The sequence below is a fragment of the Saccharothrix violaceirubra genome (assembly GCF_014203755.1).
GTDB classification, from domain to species: Bacteria; Actinomycetota; Actinomycetes; order Mycobacteriales; family Pseudonocardiaceae; genus Actinosynnema; species Actinosynnema violaceirubrum.
This window is the reverse complement of the sequence record NZ_JACHJS010000001.1, coordinates 7,162,838-7,189,255: the sequence shown is the minus strand read 5'-3', so window position 1 is coordinate 7,189,255 and position 26,418 is coordinate 7,162,838. Positions and strand designations below refer to the sequence as shown.

Here is a 26,418-nt window from a genome sequence, read left to right as displayed (position 1 = left end):
TGTGCGACGGCTGAGCCTGTGGATGCGTGCTCACCCGGTGTTCGGGGACTCCCTGATCGCCGGGGTGCTCCTCATGGGCGACGTCCCGCTGATGATCGAGGCCGACGGCGTGCCCCGCCCGGTCCTCGTCCTCGTCGGGCTGATGATGATCGTGCCGGTGGTGTTCCGCCGGCGGTACCCGCTGGCCAGCGCCTACGTCGTGCTGGCCGGCGGTGCGTTGCAGCTGTTCACCCACGGCGACCTGGTCGACGGGCTGGCGCTGCGGCCGTCGGACTTCACGCTGGCCGTGACGCTGTACACCGTCGTCGCGTACTCCGGGCGCAGACAGGGCCTGATCTACACGGCGTTCCTGGTGCTCGGGACGTTCGTCTGGGCGCTGTGGCGGATGGGCGCCTCGACCGAGGCCGCGTTCGTCACCCTGTTCGTCTTCGTGATCTTCGCGTTCTCGTGGGCGTTGGGCGAGTTCGTCGGCGCACGGCGGGCGTACCACGCCGAACTCGAACAACGGCTCAAGCTGCTGGAGACCGAACGCGACCAGCAGGCCCGGATCGCCGTCGGCGAGGAGCGGTCGCGGATCGCGAGGGAGCTGCACGACGTCGTGGCGCACGCGGTGAGCGTGATGGTCGTGCAGGCCGACGGCGCGGGGTACGCCATCAGGTCCGACCCGGAGCTGGCCGCCGCGGCGGTGCGGACCATCTCGGACACCGGGCGGCAGGCGTTGACCGAACTGCGGCGGCTGCTGGGCGTGCTGCGGTCCGAGGACGGGTCCGACACGCAGTGGGCGCCGCAGCCCGGACTGGAGGACCTGTCCGAGCTGGCCGAGAACGTGCGGGCGGCCGGGCTGCCCGTGCGGTTGGAGACCTACGGGGACCTGACCGTGCCGACCGGTCTGGGGTTGGGCGTGTACCGGATCGTGCAGGAGGCGTTGACCAACACGTTGAAGCACGCCGGGTCCGGTGCGACGGCCATGGTGCGCGTCGTGCGGCACGAGGACCGGGTGGAGGTCGAGGTGGCCGACGACGGGTTCGGCACGCCGCACGACCTGGTGTCGGTGTCGGGGGGCAACGGGTTGATCGGGATGCGGGAGCGGGCCGGGGTGCTGGGGGGCATGTTGGACGCCGGGCCCAACCCGGGTGGCGGGTGGCGGGTGCGGGCCATGTTGCCGATCGTGCCTTCTTGAGGGGCCCGAGTGCATGTTTCGCGGTGTCTGAACGCACGACTCGCGGTGTCTGAACGTATAACTCGCGGGCTTGGGGTGGGAACTAGGGTGGCGGTGTGATTCGGGTACTGCTGGTCGACGACCAGGAACTGATGCGCATGGGGTTCCGGATGGTGCTCGGCGCGCAGGACGACATCGACGTGGTCGGCGAGGCGGGCGACGGGCTCGACGCCGTGCACCTGGCGGACAGCCTGCGGCCCGACGTCGTGCTCATGGACGTGCGCATGCCCGTGCTCGACGGCGTCGAGGCGACCAAGCGGATCACCGAGGCGGGCACGGCGCGCGTCCTGGTCATGACCACGTTCGACATGGACGAGTACGCGCTGTCGGCGTTGCGCAACGGCGCCAGCGGCTTCCTGCTCAAGGACACCCCGCCCGGCGACCTGGTCTCGGCGTTGCGCGCGGTCGCCTCGGGCGACGCGGTCGTCTCGCCCAGCGTGACCAAGCGGCTGTTGTCCCGGTTCCTCGGCGACCACGGCGGCGAACTCCGGGACGCCTCGGTGCTGGACGTGCTCACCGAGCGCGAGCGCGAGGTCCTCGTGCTGATCGCCAAAGGACTGTCCAACACCGAGATCGCCCGGAAGCTGTTCCTGTCCGAGGCCACGGTCAAGACGCACGTCGGCCGCATCCTCGCCAAGCTCGAACTGCGCGACCGCGTGCAGGCCGTGGTGCTGGCCTACGAGACGGGTCTGGTGCGGCCCGGCGACGTGTAGACCGGGCGTGGCCGAAAAGGGTGAGGCGCCGAAAAGGGTGAGGGCTAGCGGTATTTCGAGGCGTCGGCGGTCTTCGGGTCGACGCCTGCTTTGAAGACCTCCTCGAACCAGCGGCCCCAGTCCGGCTTCGAGCCGTCGAGGTCGGTGAAGCCGTACTCGCGCATCAACGTCCACGACGCCAGCGCCCGCCCGGTGAACCGGTGCCGGTCGGGGTCGGCGGCCAGCGCGGCCACGGCGCGGCCGACGTAGTGCGGCGTCTCGGACATGGCGTAGTGCGGTTCCTGTGCGATGGCGTCCCGCCAGTTCTCCTCGGTGACGCCGAAGTGCTCCAGCATCTGCTCGGACCGCAGGAAACCGGGCGTGATCGCGACCGACGTGCCGCCGTGCGGTTCCAGCTCGCGGGCCAGGACCTTGCCGAACCGGCGGATCGCGACCTTGACCGAGTCGTAGGCCAGCGACTCCGCGTAGAACTCGTCGTCGTCCCCGTCGGTGACCTCGACCAGCAGGCCGCCGGGTTTCGCGGTCAGCAGCGGCAGCAGGCGGTGCAGCGTGACCAGGTGCGCGCGGACGCTGTTGTCCCACAGCCGCAACTGCTTCTCCAGGTCCAGCGTCCAGAACGGACCGAACTCGGAGTCGAGTTCACCGCCCCACACGTCGTCGACCAGGACGTCCAAGCCCTGGCCGTGCTCCTCGATCCGCGCCCGGAATTCGTCCGCATCGGACGGCCGGGTGAAGTCGCAGCGCACCGCGACGCCCTGCCCGCCGGCCGCCGTGACCAGCTCGGCGGTCTCCTCGATCGTCTCGGACCGGCCGATCGGCGACCGGTGCTCGCGCGTCGTGCGACCGCCCACGAACACCGTGGCGCCCGCCGCGCCCAGCTCGACCGCGATGGCCCGGCCCGCTCCCCTCGTCGCACCCGTGACGGCCGCGACCTTGCCCCGCAACGACATCAGCTCCCCTTCCACGCGTCCAACACCGCGTCCACGTCCTCGTCCAGCCGGTCGGTCAACGCGCCGGCGGGCCGGATCGACCAGTCCATCGCCACGCCGTAGAGCAGCCCGGTCAGCACCCGCGCCGCCCGTGCCAGCCCCGGTCCGCGGGGCAGGTCGGCGCGTTCGACCAGGTCGCGCACGCCGCGTTCCGTCGCCTCGTGGAGCAGGGCGAGCAGGCCGCGCAGTTCGGGGTCGATCAGGTCGACGCCGAGCTGGGCGAGGTTGTTGCCCGCCGTCTCCGGGTCGCCGAGCCGGTCGATCCACGAGCGCAGACCGGCGCGCAGACCGGCGACCGGGTCAAGCCCTTCGGCCGCCGCGCGCATCAGTTCCGGGATGCGCGCGGTCTCGCGTCGGGTCAGCTCCTGAAGCAGGCCGCTCTTGGAGCCGAACCGCCCGGAGACCGTGCCGACCGACACCCCGGCCTCGGCGGCGACGTCGGCGATCGTGAACTCCGGTCCGCGGCGGCCGACGACCTGCGCCGCCGCGACGAGCAGGCGCTCGTCGGTGATGGAACGAGGACGTGGCACCCGGTTATTGAACCACAGTTCATTAATGGTGCGCCACTAACCTGGTGCCAGTGACCTGGAAACCACGCCTGATCGCCCTGGACATCGACGGCACGCTCACCCGTGAAGGCACCGAAACCATCTCGCCCGCCGTACGGGCGGCCGTCGGACGCGCGGTCGACCACGGCGCGACCGTCGTCCTGTCGACCGGTCGCAGCCTGATCGGCACCACGCCGATCGCCGACGACCTCGGCCTGCGCGGCACGACGGCGATCTGTTCCAACGGCGCCGTGTGGTGGGACACCGACAGCCGCGAGGTCGTGCACCGGGACGTGTTCGACACCGCACCCGTGCTCGACGTCCTGCGGCGCGAACTGCCCGGCGGGGTCTACGCGAGCGAGGTCACCGGCGTGGGCAACATCGCCGTCGGCACGTTCCCCGACGGCGACCTGTGGGGCGAGGTCCACCAGGTCGACTTCGCCGCGCTGGCCGCGCACCCGACCTCGCGCCTGGTCGTCCGCTGGCTCGACCGCACGCCCGAACAGCTCGCGCTGCAACTGCTCGACCTCGACCTGCCGGGTGTGACGCCGTCGATCGACCACGGCGTCGCGTGGCTGACCCTGACCGCTCCCGGCGTGACGAAAGGCTCGGCGCTGGAACGGCTGCGCGCCCGCCTGGGCGTGTCCGAAAGCGACACGCTCGCCATCGGCGACGGGCACAATGACGAGGCGATGCTGCGCTGGGCCGCGCGCGGCGTGGCCATGGGTCAGGCACCGGCCACGGTCCACGCGGTCGCCGACGCGGTCACGGCCACCGTGCTGGAGGACGGTGCGGCGCTCGAACTCGACCGCTGGTTCGCCCCCTAAGGGTCATCACCCAGGGGGACGAACGACCGAAGTCGTACCCTTCCGTCGACTCCTGGCCGATGCGCAGTTGTCCGGACGAGAGCACAGTGGACTCCCATCAGGGGGGAAGCCATACAGCGGGGAGTTACCCATGATCGAGGCGATCAGCCTCACCAAGCGCTACGGGAAGACCGTTGCCGTCGACGACCTGTCGTTCACGGTCGAGCCGGGCCGGGTCACCGGCTTCCTCGGTCCCAACGGCGCCGGCAAGTCCACCACGATGCGGATGATCCTCGGCCTGGACAACCCGACGTCCGGACAGGTCCTCATCGACGGGCAGCCGTACGCGAAGCTGCACCGGCCGTTGACCAAGATCGGTGCGCTGCTCGACGCGAACTGGGTGCACCCGAACCGGTCCGCGCACGCGCACCTGCGGTGGCTGGCCAAGTCCAACGGCCTGCCGGACCAGCGCGTCGACGACGTCCTGGAGATGGTCGGGCTCTCCGGCGTGGCCAAGCGCCGCGCGGGCGGCTACTCGCTGGGCATGAAGCAGCGGCTGGGCATCGCCGGCGCCCTGCTCGGCGACCCGCAGGTGCTGCTGTTCGACGAGCCGGTCAACGGCCTCGACCCCGAGGGCATCCTCTGGATCCGCCGGTTCATGCAGAACCTGGCCGCCGAGGGGCGCACCGTGCTGGTGTCGTCGCACCTGCTCTCGGAGATGGCGCTGACCGCGCAGGACCTGGTGGTCATCGGCCGCGGCAAGCTGATCTCGCAGTCGACCACGGCCGAGTTCGTCGACCGGTCGACCGAGGGCACGGTCCTGGTGCGCAGCCCGCACGCGGACAAGCTCGGTGCCATGCTGGTGGACAAGGGTTTCACCGTGAAGGCCGACGCCGACGGGGCACTCACCGTCCTGGGCGCGTCCAGCGAGGAGATCGGCGAGATCGCCGCCTCGCAGAACGTCGTGCTGCACGAGCTGAGCCCGCAGCGCGGTTCGCTGGAGGAGGCGTTCATGCAGCTCACCGGTGACGCCGTCGAGTACCACGCCACCGGAACGGGGGAGTGATCATGGCCCTGCTGGCCGTCGAACGGATCAAGCTCTTCTCCACCCGCTCGCCGTGGTGGTGCATGCTGCTCGCGTTCGGCGCGACGATCGGCATCACGTCGATCATCGCGGCGAACTGGAACAACTCGCCGATGCCCGTCGTGGGCGCGGTGTTCGTGCACACGCTCGGGCTGTACGTGACCATGGTGATGGCCACGCTCGCGGTGACCACCGAGTACCGCTTCGGGACGATCAAGTCGCTGTTCCAGGCCGTGCCCGACCGGACGTCGGCACTGCTGGCCAAGGCCGTCGTGGTGGCCGTACTCGCCGGGCTGGTCGGCGAGATCGCCGCGTTCGGGTCGTGGAGCATGTCGTGGCTGCTCACCTCCGACCACTCGCAGCTCGCCATCGAGTCGGCCAACGACTGGCGGCACATCGCGGGCGTCGGCCTGCTGTACGCGGCGGGCGCGGTCCTGGCGCTGGGCGTGGGCACGCTGGTGCGCCAGACCGCCGGCGCGGTGTCGATCATCCTGGTGTTCGCCCTGGTCATCGAGGGCCTGGTGTCGCTGATCCCGAACATCGGCGACGACATCCGCGAGTGGATGCCGTTCACCGTGGCGACCAAGTTCATCTTCGGCGACACCGACCCCATGGGTCTGCCGGGCGCCGAGGGGCAGATGGAGGCCGCCGGGCCGCCGGCCATCGGTGAGCTGAGCCCGTGGGGGTCGTTCGCCTACTTCGCCGGCATCGCGGTCGTGATCTACGTGATCTCGCTCGTGGTGGCGAAGCGGCGCGACGCCTAGAAGACGCACCCGCCCGGCGGAATCGGGGCCGCCCTGGCGGGACGCGGGGGGAGGGAGGAGCCTGGGACACCACGGGGGTGGCCCGGGCTCCTTTGCCGTTTCCGGTGTTCCGTGGAGGGAGAGCCGTGATCGAGGCGACCGGACTCACCAAGCGCTACGGGAAGACCGTCGCGGTGGACGACCTGTCGTTCACCGTCGCGCCCGGCCGGGTCACCGGGTTCCTGGGACCCAACGGCGCGGGCAAGTCGACGACCATGCGGATGATCCTCGGCCTGGACCGGCCCACCGCCGGCCGCGTGCTGATCGACGGCCGGGACTACCGGGACCTGCACCGGCCGCTGGTCGAGATCGGTGCCCTGCTCGACGCGAAGTGGGTGCACCCGAACCGGTCGGGGCACGCGCACCTGCGCTGGCTCGCGCGGTCGAACGGGCTGCCGGCGCGGCGCGTGGACGAGGTGCTCGACCTCGTCGGCCTGACCGGGCCGGCCAAGCGCCGCGCGGGCGGCTACTCGCTGGGCATGCAGCAACGGCTCGGCATCGCCGGCGCCCTGCTCGGCGACCCGAAGATCCTGCTGTTCGACGAGCCGGTCAACGGCCTGGACCCCGAGGGCATCCTCTGGATCCGGCGGCTGCTGCACCGGCTGGCCGACGAGGGCCGGACCGTGTTCGTGTCCTCGCACCTGCTGTCCGAGATGGCGCAGACCGCGCACGAACTCGTCGTGATCGGCAAGGGCCGGCTGATCGCCCAGACGAGCACCGAGCAGGTCATTCGAGACGCGACCGAGGACACCGTCCGTGTGCGTTCGCCGCACGTCGACCGGCTGTTGCCCCTGCTCACGGGCGAGTCCGCACGGGTCGTCGAGCTGGACGGCGCGGTCGTCGTGCACGGTCTCCAGGCCGGCCGGATCGGCGAACTTGCCGCGTCGAATGGAATCACCCTGCACGAGTTGAGCCCCCAGCGCGGATCGCTCGAAGAAGCGTTCATGCGACTCACGCGGGAATCCGTGGAGTACCACGCCGGAGAATGACTCGACCCGGTGGGAATTCCCCACGAGAAGGACAGGGATGGTCGTGGGATGCCGTCGCGCGGCGGTATGTCGGTGACCGACGAAACCATTGTCGATCAGTCCGGGCACGGTCCGTGATCGACCTCACATGAGAATTTCACGGCTTTGGTGTTTCCGGACGAGACTTCCGGGCAAAGGGAGTAAGAGCCGGGTAACGAACCCGTGAACTCACGCACAGGAGCATGACAAGGGCTTCTGAACCCGGTCAGATGGAAAGTACCGAATCGTGAGGCGGCGCGTGGTCGCACACGAATTCGGGTACCCCGTCAAGGAACCCACCGGAGGTGAACCCGTGACGGTGCTTGATCCTGACGTGAACGCAGGACAACAGACCACCGGGTCGAAGAAGCTGCCGCGGCAACGTGACCGCGTCCTGCGCGTCGAACCCACCCTGGCATTGGAGTGGTCCAACGCCATCGAGCCCGCGGGCGTCCCCGGAATCGTCGAATCGCCGGCGACCGGACGACGCGCGTGGATTCACCGCGCGGACGAGTCCCAGGTACTCGCGATGTTCCGCGCGATCGGCGCGCACGCGCCCGCACCGTGGTGGCTGCGCGCGCTCGACCGGGGCCGGATCGCCTCGCGCTCGGCCGCGTTCGCGGTCGAAGACGAGGTCACCACCCTGTTGGCCGAACGACCCGGCTGGGTGTTCGTGCCGTGGGCCGACGACGGCGAGGTCGGCTACTGGGAGTTCGTGCCGTCCGAGAGCGGCGTGTACGGCCCGGCCGAGCCCACGACCGTGCAGTTCACCGACCGGCACACCGGGTGGGTCGACCTGCTGCCCACGCACCGGGGCAGCGGCACACGTCAGCCGATCGAGTTCACCCCGGACCTCCTGCGCGAGCGGATCGAGGACGTGGAGAACATCGCTTAACCACCATTTAGGCTGTACGCCCGTGACGTCCAGCCGGCAGACCCCGCCCTTCCACCGTTCCGTCGTCAGCTACGTGCAACGCGGCGAACGCATGACGGTGGGCCAGGAGCGGGCCTGGGACCGTCACTGGGAGCGCCTGGGCCGTGAGGTCAAGGCGCTCCCGGACGGTCCCGTCGACTTCGCGGCGTGGTTCGGGCGCGAGGCGCCCGTGCTGCTGGAGATCGGCTCCGGCATGGGCGAGACCACGTCGCGGCTCGTCGCCGCCGCGCCGGAACTCAACTACGTGGCCGTCGAGGTCTACAAGCCCGGCCTGGCGCAGCTCCTCATGCGCGCCGAGGCGCTGGAGGCGACGAACCTGCGCGTCCTGCGCGGTGACGCCGTCGACCTGCTCACCGAGCACGTCGAACCCGGCACGCTCGACGGGGTGCGGATCTTCTTCCCCGACCCGTGGCCCAAGAAGAAGCACCACAAGCGCCGGCTCGTGCAGCCCGGGTTCGTGCGGCTGCTCGCCGGCCGGCTGCGGGTCGGCGGCACGCTGCACCTGGCCACCGACTGGGAGCACTACGCCGACCAGATGCTCGCCGTGTGCTCGGCCGAACCGCTGCTGCGCAACCTGCACGACGGCTGGGCACCGCGACCCGACTGGCGGCCCGTGACGAAATTCGAGCAGCGCGCGGTCGAGGAGGACCGCGTGAGCCACGACCTGATGTTCACCCGGGTCGAGGGCTGACCCCGACCCGGGAGGAGCGGTCCGCCGCTTCCCCGACGGCGACCGCGGGGACCACTAGCGCTGCGAGTCCACGAACACGCCCGACAGCGCCATCAGCACCAGGACGAGCAGGCCGAGCACCGCTCCGGCCCACGTCACCACCTGCGTCACCATGGCGTTCTCCTTCCGTTCTCCGACGTGACTCCAGAGTCGCTCCGCGTCGGGTCGTCGGACATCGGCCGGCGGGGTGTATCGCACGGCGTTCGGGTCCTCCCTCGGGTTGACCCGAACTCGGTACCCCGGTCGGACGACGCGTCATCCCCGAGGACCTACCGTGACCTGTCGTGGAGAGCACCGACCTCGACTGGCGCACCCTGGCCCGCCGGCAGTGGCCGCTCGTCCTCGCCCTGCTCTTCTTCCTCGGCGGCGAGACCGTCAGCGAGGCGAGCTGGTGGCAGTTGCCCGGGTCGCTGGTCGCGTGCGCGATCGCCGTGATCGCGCCCCGGCGGCCGTTCGACGCGGCGCTGGCCGTCGCGTCGGCGCTGGTGGCGTCCTCGTTGCTGCTGCGGGTCGTCGACGACGTCGCCTCGCCGCCGTTGATCGGCCGGATCGTGGTGACCGAGGGCGGTGCGGCGATGGCCGTGATCGCGATCTTGGTGCGGTCGGCCCGGCCGGTGCGCGCGGTGCTCGGCACGGCGGCGGTGGTGGCCGCGGTCGTGGCGACGACGTGGCTGCGCCCCGACTACTGGGCGCGCTACTACGAGCGGTACGAGTACGACGGGCCCGCGTTGTGGCAGGAACTCACCGCCAGCGGGCTCATGCTCCTGATCGCCGTCGGCACCGGCCTGTACTTCCGCGCCCGCGACCGGGAACGGGCGACGGCCGTGCGCGCGGAGGTGGCGGCGGCGCAGAACGCGGAGCGGATGGCATTGGCCCGCGAGTTGCACGACGTCGTGGCGCACTACGTGACCGGGATCGTGGTCCACGCCCAGGCGGCGCAGGCGGTGCCCGACGCCGCGCCACGGGTGCTGCCGGTGATCGTCAGCAGCGGGAACGAGGCGTTGACCGCGATGCGCCGGCTCGTGGGGACGTTGCGCGGCACCGAGGCGGACGCGCCGGCCGCGACCAGCGACCTGGCCGCCGACGTGCGGGAGGTGGTGTCGTCGTCCGGGCAACCGGCGCGGTTGCACGTGGACCTGCCCGCGGTGGTGTCGCCCTCGTTGGGGCGCTCGGTGCTGCGGCTGGTCCAGGAGTCCTTGACCAACACGCGCAAGCACGCCGAGTCTGTGTCCACTGTGGAGGTTTCGGTCACCTTGGTGGACGACGTCGTGCACGTGGTCGTGCTGGACGACGGGCGTGCGCAACGCTCCGCGCCCGTCGGCGGGTCCGGCGGCTACGGCCTGGTCGGCATGCGCGAACGCGTGGCGTTGCTGGGCGGCACGTTCCACGCCGGACCCCGTCCCGCCGGCGGCTGGGAGGTCCGCGCCGCCCTCCCCCTCACCACCTGATCGCGCGAGTCCTCCACTCAGGCACCCACGGTCGAGTGACGTCGCGCCCGTGAACGCGCGAGTTATGCGTTGGGACACCGCGAGTTGTGCACTCAGACACCGCGAGTTGTGCGTTCAGGCGCCACCGGAACACGCACTCGGGCGAGTAAAGACTCGCGAGGCCGGGGGAAGCCGGGCAGTATCGGGATCATGCTGCTGCGCCTCCACGCCCCCCTTGTCCTGCCCTGCGATCCCGAGTGCTCGGTCCTGCGCGACGCGGTCGTCGACGTCGTCGACGGGCGGATCGCCCACGTCGGGCCCAGGGCGGACGCGCCGGAGTTCGCAGGCGAGGTCCGCGAGGTCACCGGCATCCTCCTGCCCGGCCTGGTCAACACCCACGCGCACAGCCCGATGGTGCTGATGCGCGGACTCGGCGGCGACCTGCCGCTGCTGCGCTGGCTGCGCGAGGCCATGTGGCCGGCCGAGGCCAAGCTCAAGCCCGCGGACATCCGGACCGGCCAGCTCCTCGGCGCCGTCGAGATGCTGCGCAACGGCGTGACCACCAGCGCCGAGATGTACTTCCACGGCGAACAGCTCGTCGACGCCGTGCTCGCGGCCGGTTCCCGCGTCCTGTTCGGCGCGGCGATCATGGACCTGCCCGGCCTGCCCTGGCGGCCGATGACCGACGAGATCACCCGCTGGATCGACGCCGACGGCCTGCGGTTCGGACCGCACGAGCGCATCGAGCTGAGCTACGGCCCGCACTCCGCGTACATCCTCACGCCCGAAGCGCTGGGCGAGGTCGCCGACGAGGCCCGGGACCGGGGCGCCCTGCTCCAGATCCACGTCGCCGAGTCGCCCGAGGAGGACCTGGCCCAGCGCGAATCGCACGGCTCGGTGCCCAGGCTGCTGGAGGCGGCCGGAGTGCTGGGCGGACGCGTGCTGTCCGCGCACTCGGTCCACCTCACGCCCGAGGACGTGCGGATCTACGCGAAGCACGGCGTCGGCATCGCGCACTGCCCCGGCTCGAACACCAAGCTCGCGTCCGGCATCGCGCCGCTGCGCAGCTACCTGGACGCGGGCGTCGCCGTCGGCCTGGGCACGGACGGTCCGGCGTCCAACGACGACCTCGACCTGTTCGAGGAGGCCCGGCTCGCCGCGCTGCTGTCCCGCGTCACGACGCTCGACGCGACGGCCATGCGTGCCGCCGACGCCCTGCTGCTGGCCACGCGGGGCGGCGCCGCCGCGTTGGGCCGTGACGACCTCGGCGCCCTGGAACCCGGCCGCTGGGCGGACATCGTGCACGTCGACGTGGACGACCCGGCGTTCGCCACCGGCCTGGACGCCTCCGACGACCAGCTCCTGGCCAACCTCCTCTGGGCGACCGGAACGCGCCGGGTCAAGGACGTCTGGGTCGCGGGCGAGCAGGTCGTCGAGGCGGGCGAGACCACGCGCGTCGACCGGCACGAGGCGCAGGCGGGCGTGCGGGAAGTGGCGAAGCGCCTTCGCTGACCGACCCCGCGCGGCATGCTGACCCGATGGCTACTTGGCAGCGCTTCGAGGACGAGGCCGGCGGGTTGGCGACCGAGGTCAGGCGGATCTTCCTGGCGTCGCGCGGCCACGTCCTGGCCACGCTGCGCCGGGACGGTTCGCCCCGGGTCAGCGGTGTCGAGGTGGCGTTCCAGGGCGCGGACCTGACGTTCGGGTCCATGCTCGGGGCGCGCAAAGCGCAGGACTTGGCGCGGGACGGTCGTTTCGCGCTGCACTCCACGCCCGCAGAAGGCGGCGACGCCAAGATCTCCGGCGTCGCCGTCGAACTGCTCGCCGAAGGGGACAGTCACCTGTTCCGCTTCGACCTCGCCGAGGTCGTGCACACGGCCCTCGGCGAGGACGGCAAGCACCTGCTCATCCGGTTGTGGCGGCCGGGTCTGGCCGTCGAGGAGTTCAGGCGTTACTGAGCGCGTGGTCGTGACCGGACGACCACCTGCGTCACGTGGGCGTCCGGTCCGGCCAGGACGGCGGTCTTCACGGCGTCCGCGACGGAGGCCGGGTCGATGTAGTTCTCCGGCTCGTACTCGGCGCCTTCCTGGGCCCGCACGTCGCGTTGCATGTCGGTGGCGGTGCGGCCGGGGTGGACGGACGTCACGCGGATCTTGGGCTCTTCGGCACGCAACGCGTCTCCGAACGCCCTCAGCGCGAACTTGCTCGCCGCGTACACGCCCCAGCCGGGGTTGGCCTGGAGGCCGGCGCCGGAGTTGATCAGCACTACGTCGCCGGCGGACTCGCGGAGTTTCGGGAGTACCAGGCGGGTCAGGTCGGCGACCGCCACGACGTTGATCTCCAGCGTTCGGCGCCAGGTCTCGGCGGACGCGGAGGCGAGTGGGCCCAGTTCGGCGATGCCGGCGCTGTGCACCAGCACGTCCAGGCGGTCGACCATGAACACCGCGGCTTCGAGCGCTTCGGTGTCGGTCAGTTCGACCGGCCACGGGCGGGCGCCGGGCAGTTCGTTCGCGAGGGTGGTCAACGCGGTGAGGTCGCGGCCACCGAGGAGCAGGTCGTGCGTCGGGGCCAGGGCGCGGGCCACGGCCGCGCCGATGCCGCGGGAAGCGCCGGTGATCAGGGCGACGGGGCGGGTCATGGGGGGGGGACCTTAACGGGCGTCCGGAATTCCCTGTCGGGTCAAGAGATCAAAAGCGGCGCTCGCCGCCGGGCAGGCCGCCGAGGAGGAAGGGCGCGCGTTCTGCGCCGCGGCGGAGTCGGGTGTTCGTGGGGATGGGACGGCCTCCGGGCCGGGCGGTCTTCGCCCGGCCCGGGGACCTCGCGTGGCCGTGTTTCGGGCACGGCCGGGAAGTGCTCAGCCGCAGACTCGGCCGCGGTCCTTGCGCCAGCTCACGACCACGGCGGGACGGGGCTGGGAGGTGCCGCCGTCGGGCCAGTGCGACAGCGGGTTGTTCGCCGAGGCGCCGTCGATCTCGCCCGGGTGCTGCACCGACACGAGCACGAAGTCGTCCTCGATCCACGGGCCGCAGGTCTCGGCCCCCTTGGGCACGGTCAGGAACTGCTTCACGTGGCCGCGGTACCTGCCCTCGACCGGGACGGCGAACAGGCCGTCGTTGGACTTCAGGGCGTTGCCGTCCGTGGAGATCCACAGGTTGCCGTGCGAGTCGAACGCCACGTTGTCCGGGCACGAGATCGGCGAGACCTGGGTCTTGTCGTAGCCGCCGAAGTACGTGTCGGCCGAGGTCGGGTCGCCGCAGACCAGCAGCAGCTTCCACGTGAACGTCGTGGCCGTGTTGTCGCCGCGGCGCTCCTCCAGCTCGAGCACGTGGCCGTGCTTGTTGCCCAGCCGGGGGTTGATCTCGGTCGCGCCCTCCTTGCCGGCCTTGCCGCGGTCGGTGTTGTTGGTGAGCGCGGCGTACACGCGGCGGTTGCGCGGGTTGGGCTCGACGTCCTCGGGGCGGTCCATCTTCGTCGGGCCGACCTTGTCGGCGGCCAGGCGCGTGAAGACGTAGACCTCCTCGGCGGTGAAGCCGGGCACGAACGACTTGTCGTTGCGCGCCAGCGGGATCCACTCGCCGGTGCCGTCGAACTCGCCGTCGGCCGGGAGCTTGCCGGTGCCGTCGATCTCGGCGGCCGGGCTGTCGCCGGTGAACTTGGCGACGTAGAGCGTGCCCTTGTCGAGCAGCTTCTTGTTGTGCTCACGGGCGAAACGGCTGTTGCCCGGCTTGTACTTCTCGTCCGAGACGAACTTGTACATGTAATCGAAGCGCTCGTCGTCGCCCATGTACGCGACCACGCGGCCGTCGCGGGCGATGATCACGTTCGCGCCCTCGTGCTTGAAGCGGCCCAGCGCCGTGTGCTTGACCGGCGTCGAGGTCGGGTCGAGCGGGTCGATCTCGACGATCCAGCCGAACCGGTTGACCTCGTTGGGCTCCTGCGCCACGTCGAAGCGCTTGTCGAAGCGCTCCCACTTGCGGGTGGACGTGCCCGACGCCAGGCCGTAGCGGGTCAGCCGCTCCTTGGTGGCCGGGTCGGTGACCGTGTTGCCGTTGGCGAAGTACTGGTTGAAGTTCTCCTCGCCGGACAGGATCGTGCCCCACGGCGTGACGCCGCCCGCGCAGTTGTTCTGCGTGCCGAGCACCTTGGTGCCGGTCGGGTCGACGCTGGTCTTGAGGTACTTCGACCCGGCGGCCGGGCCGGTGACCTTGAACGGCGTGGTCAGCGTGATGCGGCGGTTGTAGTGCCGGTCGAGCCGGGGCAGGAGCTTGCCGCTGCGCCGGTCGCGTTCCACCACGACGACGGACAGGCCGTGCGCGGCCCAGGCGATCTCGACGTGCTCGCGCTTGGGGTTGGCGGCGTCCCAGTCGCGGAACATGAACTCTTCGGTCGTGTACTCGTGGTTGCTGACCATGAGCCACCGGTTGGCGCGGCCCGGCAGCGGCACGAGACCGCAGAAGTCGTTGTTGAAGCCGAACTGCTGCGCCTGCGCGGCGGCCGTCTGCTGCTCGAAGTCGAACGCGGGCGCGCCCGGGATGACCGGGTCGCCCCACCGGATCACGACGGAGTGCTCGTAGCCGTCGGCCACGACGACCCGGTCCTCGGTGTTGGGCGCGACGGCCTTGAAGTTGAGGCCGTCGCGACGACGACCGCCGGCGATCTCGACGTCCGCGTCCTGCACCGGGGCCTGCGCCGACGGCGCGGCGGCGGCCGTCCCCGCGCCGACGAGCCCGACGCCGGCACCCGCGACGGCGAGCACCGCACCGGCCTTGAGCAGGCCGCGCCGCCGGACGACCTCGCCGACGACGTCGCCGAAGTAGGCGTTGCCGGACGTGTTCGGGGCCTCGTGCGCGCAGGCGTCGCCGCAGCGGTACTTGCACGTGATCGCCGACCGACCCAGGGGGTGGTTGGGCAGCAGGGGCAGCAGGCGCCGGCCCGGCTCGGTGGATGAGGACACGCGGACCTCCGCAAGTCGCATGGTGGGAACTCGGCGACCGTAGGTGCGCCATCCCTACTCCACGCCTATTCGAAGTGAACGGCGGGGAAACTCCTCACCCGGAACCGCCTGGTCACCGCACGTATGCCGACCGTCGCCGAAACGTCACCGGAAAAGCCGAAACCCCCTCGTCGTGGAACGAGGGGGTTTCGGATCCGGCGAGGTCAGCGCTCGACGTCGCCGCGGATGAACGCCTCAACGGCCTCGTGCGCCTCGGAGTCCGAGTACTGCACCGGCGGGGACTTCATGAAGTACGACGACGCCGACAGGATCGGACCGCCGATGCCCCGGTCGAGGGCGATCTTCGCGGCCCGGACCGCGTCGATGATGATGCCCGCGGAGTTCGGGGAGTCCCAGACCTCCAGCTTGTACTCCAGGTTCAGCGGCACGTCGCCGAACGCCCGGCCCTCCAGCCGCACGTACGCCCACTTGCGGTCGTCGAGCCACGCCACGTAGTCCGACGGTCCGATGTGGACGTTGCGGGCGCCGAGGTCGCGGTCGACCTGCGACGTCACGGCCTGGGTCTTGGAGACCTTCTTGGACTCCAGGCGCTCCAGTTCCTTCATGTTGAGGAAGTCCATGTTGCCGCCGACGTTGAGCTGCATCGTACGGTCGAGCCGGACGCCCCGGTCCTCGAACAGCTTGGCCAGCACGCGGTGCGTGATGGTCGCGCCGACCTGGGACTTGATGTCGTCGCCGACGATCGGCACGCCGGCCGCGCGGAACTTCTCGGCCCACACCGGGTCGGAGGCGATGAACACGGGCAGCGCGTTGACGAACGCCACGCCCGCGTCGATCGCGGCCTGCGCGTAGAACCGGTCCGCCTCCTCGGAGCCGACCGGCAGATAGGACACCAGCACGTCGGCCTCGGCGTCACGCAGGGCGGCGACCACGTCGACCGGCTGCTCGTGCGACTCCTCGATCGTCTCGCGGTAGAAGCGGCCGAGCCCGTCGAACGTGTGGCCGCGCTGCACGGTCACGCCCAGCGACGGCACGTCCGCGATCTTGATCGTGTTGTTCTCGCTCGCGCCGATCGCGTCGGACAGGTCGGTGCCGACCTTCTTCGCGTCCACGTCGAAGGCGGCGACGAACTCGATGTCGCGCACGTGGTACTCGCCGAACTCGACGTGCATGAGACCGGGCACCGGGGTGGCCGGGTCGGCGTCGCGGTAGTAGTGGACACCTTGCACCAGCGACGCCGCGCAGTTGCCGACCCCGACAATGGCCACCCGAACAGTGCGGCGGTTGTCGCCCATGCCGAGTCCTCCTTCTTGTTCTCCGTCAGTGCCCATAGGGGCTATTCGTCCCGCTCGCGCTGCTCGGCCTGCTCGTGCGCGATCAGCTCGTTGAGCCACCGCACCTCGCGCTCCGTGCTGTCCAGACCCATCCGGTGCAGTTCACGGGTGTACCGGTCGATCCGTTCACTGGTGGCTGATAACGAGGAACGCAGGCCCTCGCGCCGTTCTTCCACCCGCCGCCTACGCCCTTCCAGGATCCGCATCCGGATCTCGGCGGGCGTGCGGGAGAAGAACGCCAGGTGGACGCCGAACGAGTCGTCGTCCCACGTCTGCGGGCCCGCGTTGGCCAGGAGGTCGGCGAACCGCTCCTTGCCCTCGGCGGTGAGCTTGTAGACCTTGCGCGCGCGGCGGCCCCACGACCGGTTGTCGTCGGGGACTTCCTCGACGATGAGTCCGTCACGTTGCAATCGGCGCAACGTGGGGTACAGGCTTCCATATGAGAACGCGCGGAACGCGCCCAGCAGCTCATGCAAGCGCTTGCGCAGCTCGTAGCCGTGCATGGGCGCCTCGTGCAACAGCCCGAGGATCGCGAACTCGAGCACGAGGTACCTCCCCGCAGTGTGCGCCGATGGGTCCGGCCAGTATATCGGTGCGATACATCCGCTCGTACCTGCCGTTGTGTGATGTCGCACAGCATGGGACGCGTCGGGGCCGTGCTGATCTGAACGGCCCATCGCCGGTGTCGGACCGCCACGTACTCTGGTCGCGTGTCGACCCAACGCCAAGTCGTTGACTACGCGCTACAGCGCCGTGCGCTGCTGGCGGAGGTCTACGCGGGCCGGGTCGGGACCATGGAGGTGTGCGACGCGAGCCCGTACCTGGTGCGTGCCGCGAAGTTCCACGGGGAACCGAGCGACGTGACCTGCCCGGTCTGCCGCCGTGAACCGCTCACCCACGTGTCCTGGGTCTACGGCGACGAGCTGAAGCACGCCGCCGGGTCCGCGCGCACGGCCGATGAACTGGCCCGCATGGCGAACCTCTTCGAGGAGTTCACCGTGTACGTGGTCGAGGTCTGCCGCACATGTAGTTGGAACCACCTGGTGCAGTCGTACGTCCTGGGAAAGCGCGGAGTGGATTCGCAGAAGCCGCGCAGGAGGACCGCGGCGGAGTGAGCGCGCGCGGCCCATGGGCGTTTCCGCTGCCAGTGGAGGCGACGTACGACCACCGAACCGCGTGCACGAGCACGCCGGTCCTGGAGGCCCTTTCGTGAACGACCAGTACGACGACAGGCAACGTGGCGGCGAGCCGCAGTGGCCGACCGGCGAGGACCCGGACGGGGGCGCCCAGCGTCCCGACGACCGGCCCCGCGGCGGCCCCGGTCCACGTCAGGGCACCCCGCCCGGCGGCTTCGACCGACCACGCGGCGGTCCCGCGCCCGGTCAGGACGGCGGCCCCGGCGGGCAGCGCCGACCGGCCGCGCCCGGTCCGAACGGTTCACGAGGCCCCGGTCCCGGCGACCAGGGCGGCCCCGGTCCGCGCACCGGCGGACGTCCCGGCCCCGCGGGTCAGGGCGGTCCGAACGGTCCCCGACCCGGTCCCAACGGTCCCGGTGGTCCGGGTCCGAACGGCCCCGGCCCGGTTCCCGGCGGTCCCGGCCCCCACAGCGGTCCCGGCCCCAACGGCGGCCAGGGCACCCAGCGCATGGACACCCCGCCCCAGCGGCCGGCGCCGCCCGGCGGCGTCCGCCGGCCCATGGGTCCGGGCGGTCCCGTCCCGCCCGGCGGTCGCGGTCCCGGCGGCCCGCGGCGCCCCGGCGGCCCCGGCCCCGACCGGCGGCCCGGCGAGGAGCCGACCGAACTGCTGCCGTCCGCGCACCAGTCGTCCCGGCGCGAGCCCGAACTCCTCACCCACCGCGAGGACGAGCTGCTCGTGGACCCGGTGGACGACGACGAGGAGTACGAGGACGACGACGAGTTGACCGACGAGGAGCAGCGCAAGCAGCGCCGGAAGAAGATCTGGCGCCGGGTCCGGCGTACCTCGTACGTCCTGCTCGGCCTGATGATCCTGGGGCCGGTGGTCGCGTTCGCGATCGCGTACCAGGTCGTGACCGTCCCGGTGCCCGAGGAGGTCGCGGCCAACCAGAACAAGGCCGTCACCATCCTCTACGCCAACGGCGATGTCATGACGAAGATCGCGCCCAACGGCGCGAACCGCACCATGATCAAGTACGAGGACCTGCCCGAACACGTCAAGCAGGCGATCTACGCGGCCGAGGACCCGACCTTCGAGACCAACCCCGGCTTCGACTTCACCGCGCTCGCGCGCGCCGGCTGGTACCAGGTCACCGGCCGCGACAGCGGTGGCTCGGGTCTGACCCAGCAGTACGTCAAGAAGGCGACCGAGAACGACGCGCCCACGCTGAGCCGCAAGTTCACGGAGATCGTCAAGGCGTACAAGATGTCGAAGCAGCAGGGCAAGGAGGAGATCCTCACCGCCTACCTGAACACCATCTACTTCGGCCGCTCGGCGTACGGCATCAAGACCGCCGCGTACATGTACTTCGGCAAGAACGACCTGAAGGAGCTGACGCCGTCCGAGGCGGCGCTGCTCGCGGGCATGATCCAGAACCCCAGCAAGTCCGAGAACACGCAGTACTCCAAGGACCGCTGGGAGTACACGATGCGGCAGATGCTGAAGTTCAAGTGGATCGACCAGGCGTACTTCGACTCCCAGACCTACCCCGCGCCCAAGCCGCTGGAGGAACTCCAGCAGCACGGCCTCGACGGCACGGACCTGTTCATCCGCACGATGGTCATGGCCGAGCTGGAGGCGAAGGGCGGCTTCACCGAGAGCGAGGCGCTGCGCTCCGGCATCACGATCCACACCACGATCGACCCGGTGATGCAGGACAAGGCCGACGCCGTCATCAAGAACGTGATGAAGGGCCAACCGGAGAACCTGCGGTACTCGATGTCCGCGATAGATCCGACGACCGGCGCGGTCCGGGTTTACTGGGCCGGCACCGACCTGAACATCGACTACCAGACCGGCACGCTCCAAGAACCAGGCTCGTCGTTCAAGCCGTTCGACTTCGTGGCAGCGCTCAAGCAGGGCGAAGGCGCCGGGGAGGTGTACGACGGCAGCTCGCCACGCGAGTTCCCCGGTCGAACCGGCCGCAACGCGGTGTTCAACTCGCCCAATGTCGCCTGCGAGGTACCCAAGCATTGCAGTGTGCGCGAGGCGATGGTGAGGTCCGTCAACACTGTCTTCTTCGACATGGTGGCCACGAAGTACGGCCCGCAGGCCGTCGCGGACTCCGCCTTCGGCGCGGGCATCCCGAAGGAGGTCGAACTGGCCGACGGGCCCCACAAGCTGCTGGCGGCCGACGAGAAGGACGGCGGCGTCACCGACGCCAACATCTCGATCGGCGGTGGCACGACGCGGGTCCGCCCGTTCGACATGACCGCGGCGTACGCGTCGTTCGCGTCCCGGGGCGTGTACCGCGAGCCGTTCTTCATCTCGAAGATCACCGACGCCGCGGGCGACACGGTCTACACCCACGTGGACAAGTCCAAGCCGGCGTTCGACGCCGACCAGAAGAAGAGCGAGGACATCGCGGACAACGTCACCGACGTCCTCAAGGACATCCCGGGCAGGAGCAAGAACACCACCTGCTCGGCCAAGCGGGCGTGCGCCGGCAAGACCGGTACGCACGAAAAGGAAGGCTCCAGCGAGAACACCCGCGCCTGGATGGTCGGCTACACGCCGAGCCTCTCCGTCGGCGTCTACATGGGCAGCGAGTCGGGCAAGGACGCGATCAAGAACGCCAAGGGCGAGGACGTCTACGGTTCGGGCCTGCCCGGTCAGATCTGGCGCGACTTCATCGACCAGGCACTGGCCGACAAGCCCAGCGAGCCGTTCGCCAAGCCGAACCCGATCGGCAAGCTCAGCGCGGCACCGGTCGTCCCGTCGACCACGGCGCCGAAGACGACGACGCCGGAACGCACCTCGCAAACCCCGACGACCACGTCGGAGCCGGAGGAGACCACCGACCGGCCGACCGGCACCAAGCCGACGCGTCCGTGCATGCCGCCGCTGTGCCCGACCGGTACGACCCAGCCGACCAAACCGACACTCGAGCCGACCGATCCGATCGGCAACGGTCGAAGAGAAGACGAGTAGCGCGACCCGAAGGCCCCGGACACCGAAAGGTGCCGGGGCCTTCCCCGTGCGCCACTTCACACCGATGTCCGCCGCTGCCCGTAGCATCCGGCACGTGGCAAGCCCTCCGCAGCTCAAGCAGGCGAACGCCGACGACACGGATTCGCTGACGCCCGAAGAGCGGGCGTACCCGACGTGGACCGAACCACTGGCCCAGTCGGGGAGCAGACCGTTCGGCGGTCCGGCCGGCCGGCACGCGACCGTGGGCCGGCAGTGGTTCTGGACCCCGTTGCGCGTCGTCCTGCTGCTGTCGGTCCTGACGCTCGTGCTCTCCTGGTTCCAGAAGTCGCCGTGCATCCAGCAGTACGTGGACGGCAACGGCCAGGTCCAGCTCGACTGGCGGGAAAGCCGGCAGTTCGTCGCCATGTGCTACTCGGACACCGTGCCGCTGTACACGGCCGAGCGCCTCGACCAGCCGGACATGTTCCCGTACAAGACGTCCTGGGTCGACGACCAGGGCAAGCCGACGGAGCACGTCCGGTACATGGAGTACCCGGTGCTCACGGGCGTTTTCCAGTGGGTCAACGCGCGTATGGCGCAGGGCTGGACGGTGATCGCCGAGTCCGGCTTCCTGCCCAAGCCGATGACCGTGATCACCTACTTCAACATCACCGCGTTCTGGCTCGCGCTGGCGTGGCTGGTGACGACGTGGGCGGCGCTGCGGATCGCGCGGCGCAGGCCGTGGGACGCGGCGCTCGTGGCGGTGTCACCGCTGGTCGTGGTGCACGCGTTCACCAACTTCGACACGTTGGCCACGGCGTTCGCGACGGCCGCGATGCTCGCGTGGGCGCGCAAGAAGCCGCTGGTCGCGGGCATCCTGCTGGGCCTGGGCGGCGCGGCCAAGCTGTACCCGCTGTTCCTGCTCGGGCCGTTGCTGCTGCTGTGCTGGCGGTCGAACCGGCTCAAGGAGGGCCTGGCGACGCTGATCGCCACGCTCGCCACGTGGGCCGCGGTGAACCTGCCGATCTTCCTGCGCTACCCCGACGGCTGGCGCGAGTTCTTCCGGCTCAACACCGAACGCGGCGTCGACCCGGACTCGCTGTACAACGTCGTGATCCAGTGGACCGGCTGGGAGGGCTTCGACCCGGGCCTGCCCTACGGCCAGGCGCCCGAGGTCCTCAACACGGTCAGCGCCGCCCTGTTCCTGGTGTGCTGCGCGGGTGTCGGGTTCATCGCCATGACCGCACCGACCCGGCCCCGGTTCGCGCAGCTCTCGTTCCTGGTCGTGGCCGCGTTCCTGCTCACCAACAAGGTGTGGAGCCCGCAGTACTCGCTGTGGCTCGTGCCGCTGGCCGTGCTGGCGATTCCGCGCTGGCGACTGCTGCTGGCGTGGATGGCCGTCGACGCGTTCGTGTGGGCGCCCCGGATGTACTTCTACCTGGGCGTGGACAACAAGGGCCTGCCGATCGACTGGTTCCTCGGCGCGGTCGTGGCGCGCGACATCGCCGTGATCGTGCTGTGCGTGCTCATCGTCCGGGAGATCTACGACCCGGCCAAGGACCTCGTGCGGCAGGCCGGCGACGACGACCCGTGCGGCGGCTTCATCGACGGCGCACCGGACCGGTTCGTGCTGCGGCTGCCGCGCCGGAAGGCCACCGTGGCGGCCTGATCGGCCGACCGGGGAAGCGCTCTCGTCACACCGGCGAGGGCGCTTTCTCCTTCCGGTGCCGGTCTTTTCCGGGCAGGTACTTGGCGACGTCGAACGTCACCTCGGACTTGATGAACACGAAGAACAGCGCGGCCAGCAGGGCGGCACGGCCCCACACGCCGATCACCACGGCCTGCGCGGACAGTCCGTCGTAGATGCCCGACGGGTGTCCGAACTGGATGGCGTAGTACCAGCGGAAGATGCCGATGCCCATCGCGAGGTCGGCGGTGAAGTACGCGGCCACCCACCCCCAGTGCACCCTGATCAGCACGAACATGGGCACGAGCCACAGCGTGTACTGCGGCGAGTGCACCTTGTGCAGCAGCAGGAACCCGCACAGCATCGCGCCCGACACCTGCACCCACGGGTACGTGCCCGTGCGCTGGAAGCGGCGCCAACCCAGCCAGCACGCCAACGCGAACGACAGCAGCATGGTCAGCGGCGACGCCACGTCCGAGATCGACTGCAACGCCTCGTCGGACATGAACGGCCGCAGGCCCCAGAACCAGATCGAGTTCGTGGTGATGTCGACGTTGCGCAACTGCTGGAACGTGAACGACGCCCGCCAGCCCTCGAAGCCGACCAGCGCGAACGGCAGGTTGACCAGGATCGCGGTGACGATCGCGGCCAGCGCGACCCGCGAGGCCGCCACCCAGTCGTACTTCCGGTCGGCGGGCAGCTCGCGGCCGTCCTCGCCGCCGGTCAACGCCATCAGCGCGAGCGGCAGCACGAACACCGCCGGGTAGAGCTTGAACGCGAACCCGATGCCCAGGAACACCGAGGCGACGACCGCGCGCTGCTGGAACGTGCGCGGCGTCCGGCCCCAGCCGCGGGCCATCACGTAGACGGCCGCGACGGCGCTGGCCACCACGGGCAGGTCCCAGTTGTGGAACGCGTACAGCACGATCGGCGGTCCGATGGCCCAGATCAGCGCGCGCCACCGGCTCAGCTTGCCGAGCATGTACGCGGCGCCGATGCCGAACGGGATCATCAGGATCGACGAGAAGAGCAGGAACTCGGCGTCGGTGTCGGCGAAGATCGCGCCCAACCAGATCAGCACACCGGTGAGCACGGGGTACTCGACCGTGCCGCCGACCAGCGCGCCCTGCTCGGTGATGCCGCCGTCGACGTACGGGAACACGTGCCGGTCGATGTCGCGGCCGATCCACAGGTGCTGGATGTCCGAGTAGCAGACGTCGCCCTTGTTGCGTTCCTCGTAGTTCGGCGTGCTGCGGCCCCACGGGTCGAACTCGGGGCCGGTGCAGCGGTCCTTGTTCAGGAAGCCGAGGAACAGCGTGAGCCCGCAGAGGATCACGACCACGGCGGCTGCCGCGAAGCCGAAGCGCTCGGGCGCCGGTCCGGTGTCGGCGGGCGTCGGGGGCGCCGCCTCGCGTGTCACGCTCATCGACCCAGGTGCTCGCGGAGGAAGGCGATGTCCTCCGCTTGTCCTTCGTCGGGTGTCTCGACCACGACCGGGCACCCGGCGGCCGAGACGACGTCGACGAGCTGCTGCGGCTCGATGGTCCCGGACGCGATGTTGGCGTGCCGGTCGCGGGCGGAGCCGAACTCGTCCCGCGAGCTGTTCAGGTGCACCAGGTCGATGCGGCCGGTGATCGCCTTGACCCGGTCGACGATGCCGACCAGGTCCTCGCCGGACGCGAACGCGTGGCACGTGTCGAGGCAGAACCCGGCGTCGAACTCGCCGACCGCGTCCCAGAGCCTGCCGAGCATGTCGAACGTGCGGGCCATGGCGTTCTCGCCGCCCGCGGTGTTCTCGATCAGGATCGGGACCGCGAAGCCGCCGTCCTGCCGTTCGAAGAGTTTGCGCCAGTTCGCGATGCCGTCGGCGGGGTCCTCGCCCTTGGTGACGTGGCCGCCGTGCACGATCAGGCCCTTGGCGCCGAGCTTGGCCGCGCCGTCCGCGTGCTGGACCACCATCTTGCGCGAGGGGATGCGGATCTTGTTGTTCAGCGAGGCGACGTTGACCAGGTAGGGGGCGTGGACGAACACGTCCACGTCGCCGGCCAGGATCGCGTCGGCCTGCGGGTGCGCCTTGGGCGCTTTCCACCCTTGCGGGTCCGTGAGGAAGAACTGGACCACTTCCGCTCCGCGTTCGGCGGCTGCGGCCAGCGGGTCGTCGTCCCGGACGTGGGCCCCGATGCGCATGAGTGAGCAGCGTAGTGGGGACTTGCAACGCCATGGCCACCGCCGTCGATGGAAAAATGGCGGTAGCTGCACCTACCCGGCGGTAGGAACCCGACGAGGAGGACCGAGGCCATGCGCACCCGGCTCGGCGCGACAGTGGCGGTGACGGCCCTGGTCGGGCTGTCGGCGACGACCCCGGCGCACGCGGCGCAACCCGTGGTGCTCGGCAGTTGCGCGACGACTGTGAAAGGTGAACCGGGCACACCGGTGTCGCTCGCGGCCGGTGCGGTGACGACGCCGGTGGTCGACGCCGTGTCGCGCGTGCCCGTACTCGGGCCGACGCTGGCCGAACCGGTGCGGGTCGCGTTCGGCGCGTTGCCGCCGATCCCGATCGGCACGATCCCGGTCGGGACGGCCACGATCAGCGGCGGCGAGATCGCGGCGAAGGTCGCCGCCCAGGTGGCCACGCTGCCGGTCGTGGGGCCGGTCGTCGGTCCGGTGACCGACGGCGTGCGGTCGACTGTGTCGGCGGTGTGCGGTGTCGTGGTCGAGGGCGTGAACTCGCTGGTCGAGCCCGTGCCCGAGGTCATCGACGACCTGCTGCCCACGCCGACGGGCACGCCCACGACCGCGCCGGCACCGACGTCCCGGGTCGCGCCGCCCGACGACGGCCCGACGACGACCGTCCCCGTCGTGCCGCCCGCCACCACGAGCACCACGTCGACCTCGTCGGCGGACACCGTCCCGGCCGCGGCGCCCGACGCGCACACCGCCGGCGGGCGGGCGTTCGACCGGGCGTTCGTCAGCTCGGCCGACACCGCCGGGCGGGCCAGGGCGATCCCGGACGGGTTCCGGCTGGGCGGCGTGACGCTGCCCCTGCTGCTGGCCGTGCTCGCAGCCTCGGCTGCGGCCGGTGCGCTGGTGCGGGCGTGGGTGGCCAGGCGCCCGACCTGACCCGGTGCGGACGTCCGGACGCGCGCTGTTAAGCTGTCCGGCGTTGCTGACGCGACGACCCTCCTGCCACGGAACGTCCGTGGCCGCCGAGCCCACAGGAGGTGAGTGGTCTTCATGCGTCATTACGAAGTGATGGTCATCCTCGACCCGAGTCTCGACGAGCGCACGATCGCGCCGTCCCTCGACCAGTTCCTCAACGTCATCCGCACCACGGGCGGAAACGTGGAGAAGGTCGACGTCTGGGGCAAGCGCCGGTTGAGCTTCGAGATCAAGAAGCAGGCGGAGGGCATCTACGCCGTCCTCGACCTGACCTCGACTCCCGACGCGGTCAAGGAGCTGGACCGCCAGCTCAGCCTCCAGGAGACGGTGCTGCGGACCAAGGTCCTGCGCCGCGAGCCCCCGAAGGCGCCCAAGGCGGCGGCGACCAAGGCTTAGGAGCCCCGGACATGGCCGGCGAGACGACGATCACGGTGGTCGGGAACCTGACCGCCGATCCCGAACTGCGCTTCACCCAGTCCGGTGCCGCGGTGGCGAGCTTCACGGTCGCCTCCACGCCCCGGACCTTCGACCGCCAGAGCGGCGAGTGGAAGGACGGCGAAGCGCTGTTCCTGCGGTGCAACGTGTGGCGGCAGGTCGCGGAGAACGTGGCCGAGTCCCTGACCCGCGGTGCCCGCGTCATCGTGACCGGGCGCCTGCGCCAGCGTTCCTTCGAGACGAAGGAAGGCGAGAAGCGGACCGTCGTCGAACTCGAAGTCGACGAGATCGGCCCGTCTCTGCGCTACGCGACCGCGAAGGTCAACAAGGTCCAGCGGGGTGACGGCAGCGGCGGCTTCGGCGGCGGCGCTCCCCGCGGTGGCGGTGGCGGCGGTGCCCCGGCCGACGACCCGTGGGGCTCCGCGCCCCCGGCGGGTTCCGGCGGCGGGTTCGCCGACGAGCCCCCCTTCTAGACCACAGCGGTC

General features: G+C 70.5%; 25 protein-coding genes. 17 read left to right on the top strand and 8 right to left on the bottom strand.

Features of this window, described 5'->3' with window-relative positions; translation table 11 throughout:
- Positions 1–22 precede the first annotated feature (22 nt).
- Together F4559_RS33380 and F4559_RS33375 are read left to right on the top strand one after the other, a co-directional pair.
- On the top strand, positions 23–1,180 hold the full coding sequence (locus tag F4559_RS33380; RefSeq protein ID WP_184676516.1) for a sensor histidine kinase: 1,158 nt from the start codon (positions 23–25) through the stop codon (positions 1,178–1,180).
- Between the two features lie 95 nt (positions 1,181–1,275).
- The gene (locus F4559_RS33375; RefSeq protein ID WP_184675042.1) at positions 1,276–1,932 is read left to right on the top strand and encodes a response regulator; all 657 of its coding nucleotides are present in this window, start codon (positions 1,276–1,278) and stop codon (positions 1,930–1,932) included.
- A 44-nt stretch (positions 1,933–1,976) separates the two neighbouring features.
- Here the strand turns inward: F4559_RS33375 and F4559_RS33370 are convergent, their stop codons facing one another.
- Both F4559_RS33370 and F4559_RS33365 read right to left on the bottom strand, forming a co-directional pair.
- The gene (locus tag F4559_RS33370; protein WP_184676514.1) at positions 1,977–2,882 is read right to left on the bottom strand and encodes an SDR family oxidoreductase; all 906 of its coding nucleotides are present in this window, start codon (positions 2,880–2,882) and stop codon (positions 1,977–1,979) included.
- Positions 2,882–3,451, bottom strand: coding sequence for a TetR/AcrR family transcriptional regulator (locus F4559_RS33365; protein WP_184675041.1), 570 nt, complete (start codon positions 3,449–3,451; stop codon positions 2,882–2,884). The genes F4559_RS33370 and F4559_RS33365 overlap by 1 nt, the downstream gene beginning before the upstream one ends.
- A 50-nt stretch (positions 3,452–3,501) precedes the next feature.
- Here F4559_RS33365 and F4559_RS33360 point away from each other — a divergent pair, with 50 nt between their 5' ends.
- The 9 genes from F4559_RS33360 (at position 3,502) to F4559_RS33320 (ending at position 12,218) form a co-directional block, all read left to right on the top strand.
- Positions 3,502–4,296 (top strand): HAD family hydrolase, encoded by a 795-nt coding sequence (locus F4559_RS33360; protein ID WP_184675040.1) that lies wholly within the window; start codon positions 3,502–3,504, stop codon positions 4,294–4,296.
- A gap of 130 nt (positions 4,297–4,426) precedes the next feature.
- Positions 4,427–5,341 (top strand): ABC transporter ATP-binding protein, encoded by a 915-nt coding sequence (locus F4559_RS33355; protein WP_184675039.1) that lies wholly within the window; start codon positions 4,427–4,429, stop codon positions 5,339–5,341.
- 2 nt (positions 5,342–5,343) lie between these two features.
- On the top strand, positions 5,344–6,123 hold the full coding sequence (locus F4559_RS33350; RefSeq protein ID WP_184675038.1) for a hypothetical protein: 780 nt from the start codon (positions 5,344–5,346) through the stop codon (positions 6,121–6,123).
- A gap of 125 nt (positions 6,124–6,248) precedes the next feature.
- Complete coding sequence (locus tag F4559_RS33345) at positions 6,249–7,151, top strand: ABC transporter ATP-binding protein (protein ID WP_184675037.1); 903 nt, start codon at positions 6,249–6,251, stop codon at positions 7,149–7,151.
- Between the two features lie 331 nt (positions 7,152–7,482).
- A complete protein-coding gene (locus F4559_RS33340; protein ID WP_184675036.1) occupies positions 7,483–8,064 on the top strand; it encodes a hypothetical protein in 582 nt (193 codons plus the stop codon).
- A 91-nt stretch (positions 8,065–8,155) separates the two neighbouring features.
- Entirely contained in the window at positions 8,156–8,794 is a 639-nt protein-coding gene (trmB, locus tag F4559_RS33335; RefSeq protein WP_221448732.1) for a tRNA (guanosine(46)-N7)-methyltransferase TrmB, read from the top strand.
- A gap of 323 nt (positions 8,795–9,117) precedes the next feature.
- The gene (locus tag F4559_RS33330; protein WP_184675034.1) at positions 9,118–10,281 is read left to right on the top strand and encodes a sensor histidine kinase; all 1,164 of its coding nucleotides are present in this window, start codon (positions 9,118–9,120) and stop codon (positions 10,279–10,281) included.
- A 189-nt stretch (positions 10,282–10,470) separates the two neighbouring features.
- Positions 10,471–11,772 (top strand): amidohydrolase family protein, encoded by a 1,302-nt coding sequence (locus F4559_RS33325; RefSeq protein WP_184675033.1) that lies wholly within the window; start codon positions 10,471–10,473, stop codon positions 11,770–11,772.
- Between the two features lie 26 nt (positions 11,773–11,798).
- The gene (locus F4559_RS33320) at positions 11,799–12,218 is read left to right on the top strand and encodes a pyridoxamine 5'-phosphate oxidase family protein (RefSeq protein ID WP_184675032.1); all 420 of its coding nucleotides are present in this window, start codon (positions 11,799–11,801) and stop codon (positions 12,216–12,218) included.
- On the opposite strand, the gene F4559_RS33315 is transcribed toward F4559_RS33320, so the two are convergent.
- The 4 genes from F4559_RS33315 to F4559_RS33300 all read right to left on the bottom strand — a co-directional run bounded on the left by F4559_RS33315 (position 12,212) and on the right by F4559_RS33300 (position 17,093).
- The gene (locus F4559_RS33315; protein WP_184675031.1) at positions 12,212–12,898 is read right to left on the bottom strand and encodes an SDR family oxidoreductase; all 687 of its coding nucleotides are present in this window, start codon (positions 12,896–12,898) and stop codon (positions 12,212–12,214) included. The two genes, F4559_RS33320 and F4559_RS33315, sit on opposite strands and share 7 nt — an antisense overlap.
- Before the next feature lie 216 nt (positions 12,899–13,114).
- Complete coding sequence (locus F4559_RS33310) at positions 13,115–15,214, bottom strand: PhoX family protein (protein WP_345017845.1); 2,100 nt, start codon at positions 15,212–15,214, stop codon at positions 13,115–13,117.
- Positions 15,215–15,417: 203 nt separating this feature from the next.
- Entirely contained in the window at positions 15,418–16,509 is a 1,092-nt protein-coding gene (locus F4559_RS33305) for an inositol-3-phosphate synthase (RefSeq protein ID WP_184675029.1), read from the bottom strand.
- A 41-nt stretch (positions 16,510–16,550) separates the two neighbouring features.
- Positions 16,551–17,093: a PadR family transcriptional regulator gene (locus tag F4559_RS33300; RefSeq protein WP_184675028.1), complete on the bottom strand. Its 543-nt coding sequence runs from the start codon at positions 17,091–17,093 to the stop codon at positions 16,551–16,553.
- A gap of 165 nt (positions 17,094–17,258) precedes the next feature.
- Here F4559_RS33300 and F4559_RS33295 point away from each other — a divergent pair, with 165 nt between their 5' ends.
- The 3 genes from F4559_RS33295 (at position 17,259) to F4559_RS33285 (ending at position 22,321) form a co-directional block, all read left to right on the top strand.
- Complete coding sequence (locus F4559_RS33295) at positions 17,259–17,663, top strand: DUF5318 domain-containing protein (RefSeq protein WP_184675027.1); 405 nt, start codon at positions 17,259–17,261, stop codon at positions 17,661–17,663.
- A 94-nt stretch (positions 17,664–17,757) separates the two neighbouring features.
- Positions 17,758–20,673 (top strand): transglycosylase domain-containing protein, encoded by a 2,916-nt coding sequence (locus F4559_RS33290; protein WP_312865949.1) that lies wholly within the window; start codon positions 17,758–17,760, stop codon positions 20,671–20,673.
- A 94-nt stretch (positions 20,674–20,767) separates the two neighbouring features.
- Complete coding sequence (locus F4559_RS33285; RefSeq protein ID WP_312865948.1) at positions 20,768–22,321, top strand: glycosyltransferase family 87 protein; 1,554 nt, start codon at positions 20,768–20,770, stop codon at positions 22,319–22,321.
- Between the two features lie 25 nt (positions 22,322–22,346).
- On the opposite strand, the gene F4559_RS33280 is transcribed toward F4559_RS33285, so the two are convergent.
- Both F4559_RS33280 and F4559_RS33275 read right to left on the bottom strand, forming a co-directional pair.
- Complete coding sequence (locus F4559_RS33280; RefSeq protein WP_246445384.1) at positions 22,347–23,765, bottom strand: glycosyltransferase family 87 protein; 1,419 nt, start codon at positions 23,763–23,765, stop codon at positions 22,347–22,349.
- Positions 23,762–24,526, bottom strand: a complete 765-nt coding sequence (locus F4559_RS33275) for a deoxyribonuclease IV (protein ID WP_184675026.1) — start codon at positions 24,524–24,526, stop codon at positions 23,762–23,764. Before F4559_RS33275 ends, F4559_RS33280 begins: the two co-directional genes overlap by 4 nt.
- Positions 24,527–24,637: 111 nt before the next feature.
- On the opposite strand from F4559_RS33275, the gene F4559_RS33270 reads away from it, so the two are divergent.
- From F4559_RS33270 to F4559_RS33260, 3 genes are all read left to right on the top strand, one after another.
- Positions 24,638–25,459: a hypothetical protein gene (locus tag F4559_RS33270; protein WP_184675025.1), complete on the top strand. Its 822-nt coding sequence runs from the start codon at positions 24,638–24,640 to the stop codon at positions 25,457–25,459.
- Positions 25,460–25,573: 114 nt separating this feature from the next.
- Positions 25,574–25,894 carry a 30S ribosomal protein S6 gene (gene rpsF, locus F4559_RS33265; protein ID WP_184675024.1) on the top strand — a complete coding sequence of 107 codons (321 nt, stop codon included), beginning with the start codon at positions 25,574–25,576 and terminating at the stop codon, positions 25,892–25,894.
- Between the two features lie 11 nt (positions 25,895–25,905).
- Positions 25,906–26,406, top strand: coding sequence for a single-stranded DNA-binding protein (locus F4559_RS33260; protein WP_184675023.1), 501 nt, complete (start codon positions 25,906–25,908; stop codon positions 26,404–26,406).
- Positions 26,407–26,418 lie beyond the last annotated feature (12 nt).

Excerpts from the sequence above, each read along its gene's own strand:
- F4559_RS33380 (WP_184676516.1), top strand. The coding sequence starts at position 23 with ATGCGTGCTCACCCGGTGTTCGGGGACTCCCTGATCGCCGGGGTGCTC.
- F4559_RS33370 (WP_184676514.1), bottom strand. The coding sequence starts at position 2,882 with ATGTCGTTGCGGGGCAAGGTCGCGGCCGTCACGGGTGCGACGAGGGGA.
- F4559_RS33355 (WP_184675039.1), top strand. The coding sequence starts at position 4,427 with ATGATCGAGGCGATCAGCCTCACCAAGCGCTACGGGAAGACCGTTGCC.
- F4559_RS33350 (WP_184675038.1), top strand. The coding sequence starts at position 5,344 with ATGGCCCTGCTGGCCGTCGAACGGATCAAGCTCTTCTCCACCCGCTCG.
- trmB (WP_221448732.1), top strand. The coding sequence starts at position 8,156 with ATGACGGTGGGCCAGGAGCGGGCCTGGGACCGTCACTGGGAGCGCCTG.
- F4559_RS33325 (WP_184675033.1), top strand. The coding sequence starts at position 10,471 with ATGCTGCTGCGCCTCCACGCCCCCCTTGTCCTGCCCTGCGATCCCGAG.
- F4559_RS33320 (WP_184675032.1), top strand. The coding sequence starts at position 11,799 with ATGGCTACTTGGCAGCGCTTCGAGGACGAGGCCGGCGGGTTGGCGACC.
- F4559_RS33315 (WP_184675031.1), bottom strand. The coding sequence starts at position 12,898 with ATGACCCGCCCCGTCGCCCTGATCACCGGCGCTTCCCGCGGCATCGGC.
- F4559_RS33305 (WP_184675029.1), bottom strand. The coding sequence starts at position 16,509 with ATGGGCGACAACCGCCGCACTGTTCGGGTGGCCATTGTCGGGGTCGGC.
- F4559_RS33280 (WP_246445384.1), bottom strand. The coding sequence starts at position 23,765 with ATGAGCGTGACACGCGAGGCGGCGCCCCCGACGCCCGCCGACACCGGA.
- F4559_RS33275 (WP_184675026.1), bottom strand. The coding sequence starts at position 24,526 with ATGCGCATCGGGGCCCACGTCCGGGACGACGACCCGCTGGCCGCAGCC.
- F4559_RS33270 (WP_184675025.1), top strand. The coding sequence starts at position 24,638 with ATGCGCACCCGGCTCGGCGCGACAGTGGCGGTGACGGCCCTGGTCGGG.
- rpsF (WP_184675024.1), top strand. The coding sequence starts at position 25,574 with ATGCGTCATTACGAAGTGATGGTCATCCTCGACCCGAGTCTCGACGAG.
- F4559_RS33260 (WP_184675023.1), top strand. The coding sequence starts at position 25,906 with ATGGCCGGCGAGACGACGATCACGGTGGTCGGGAACCTGACCGCCGAT.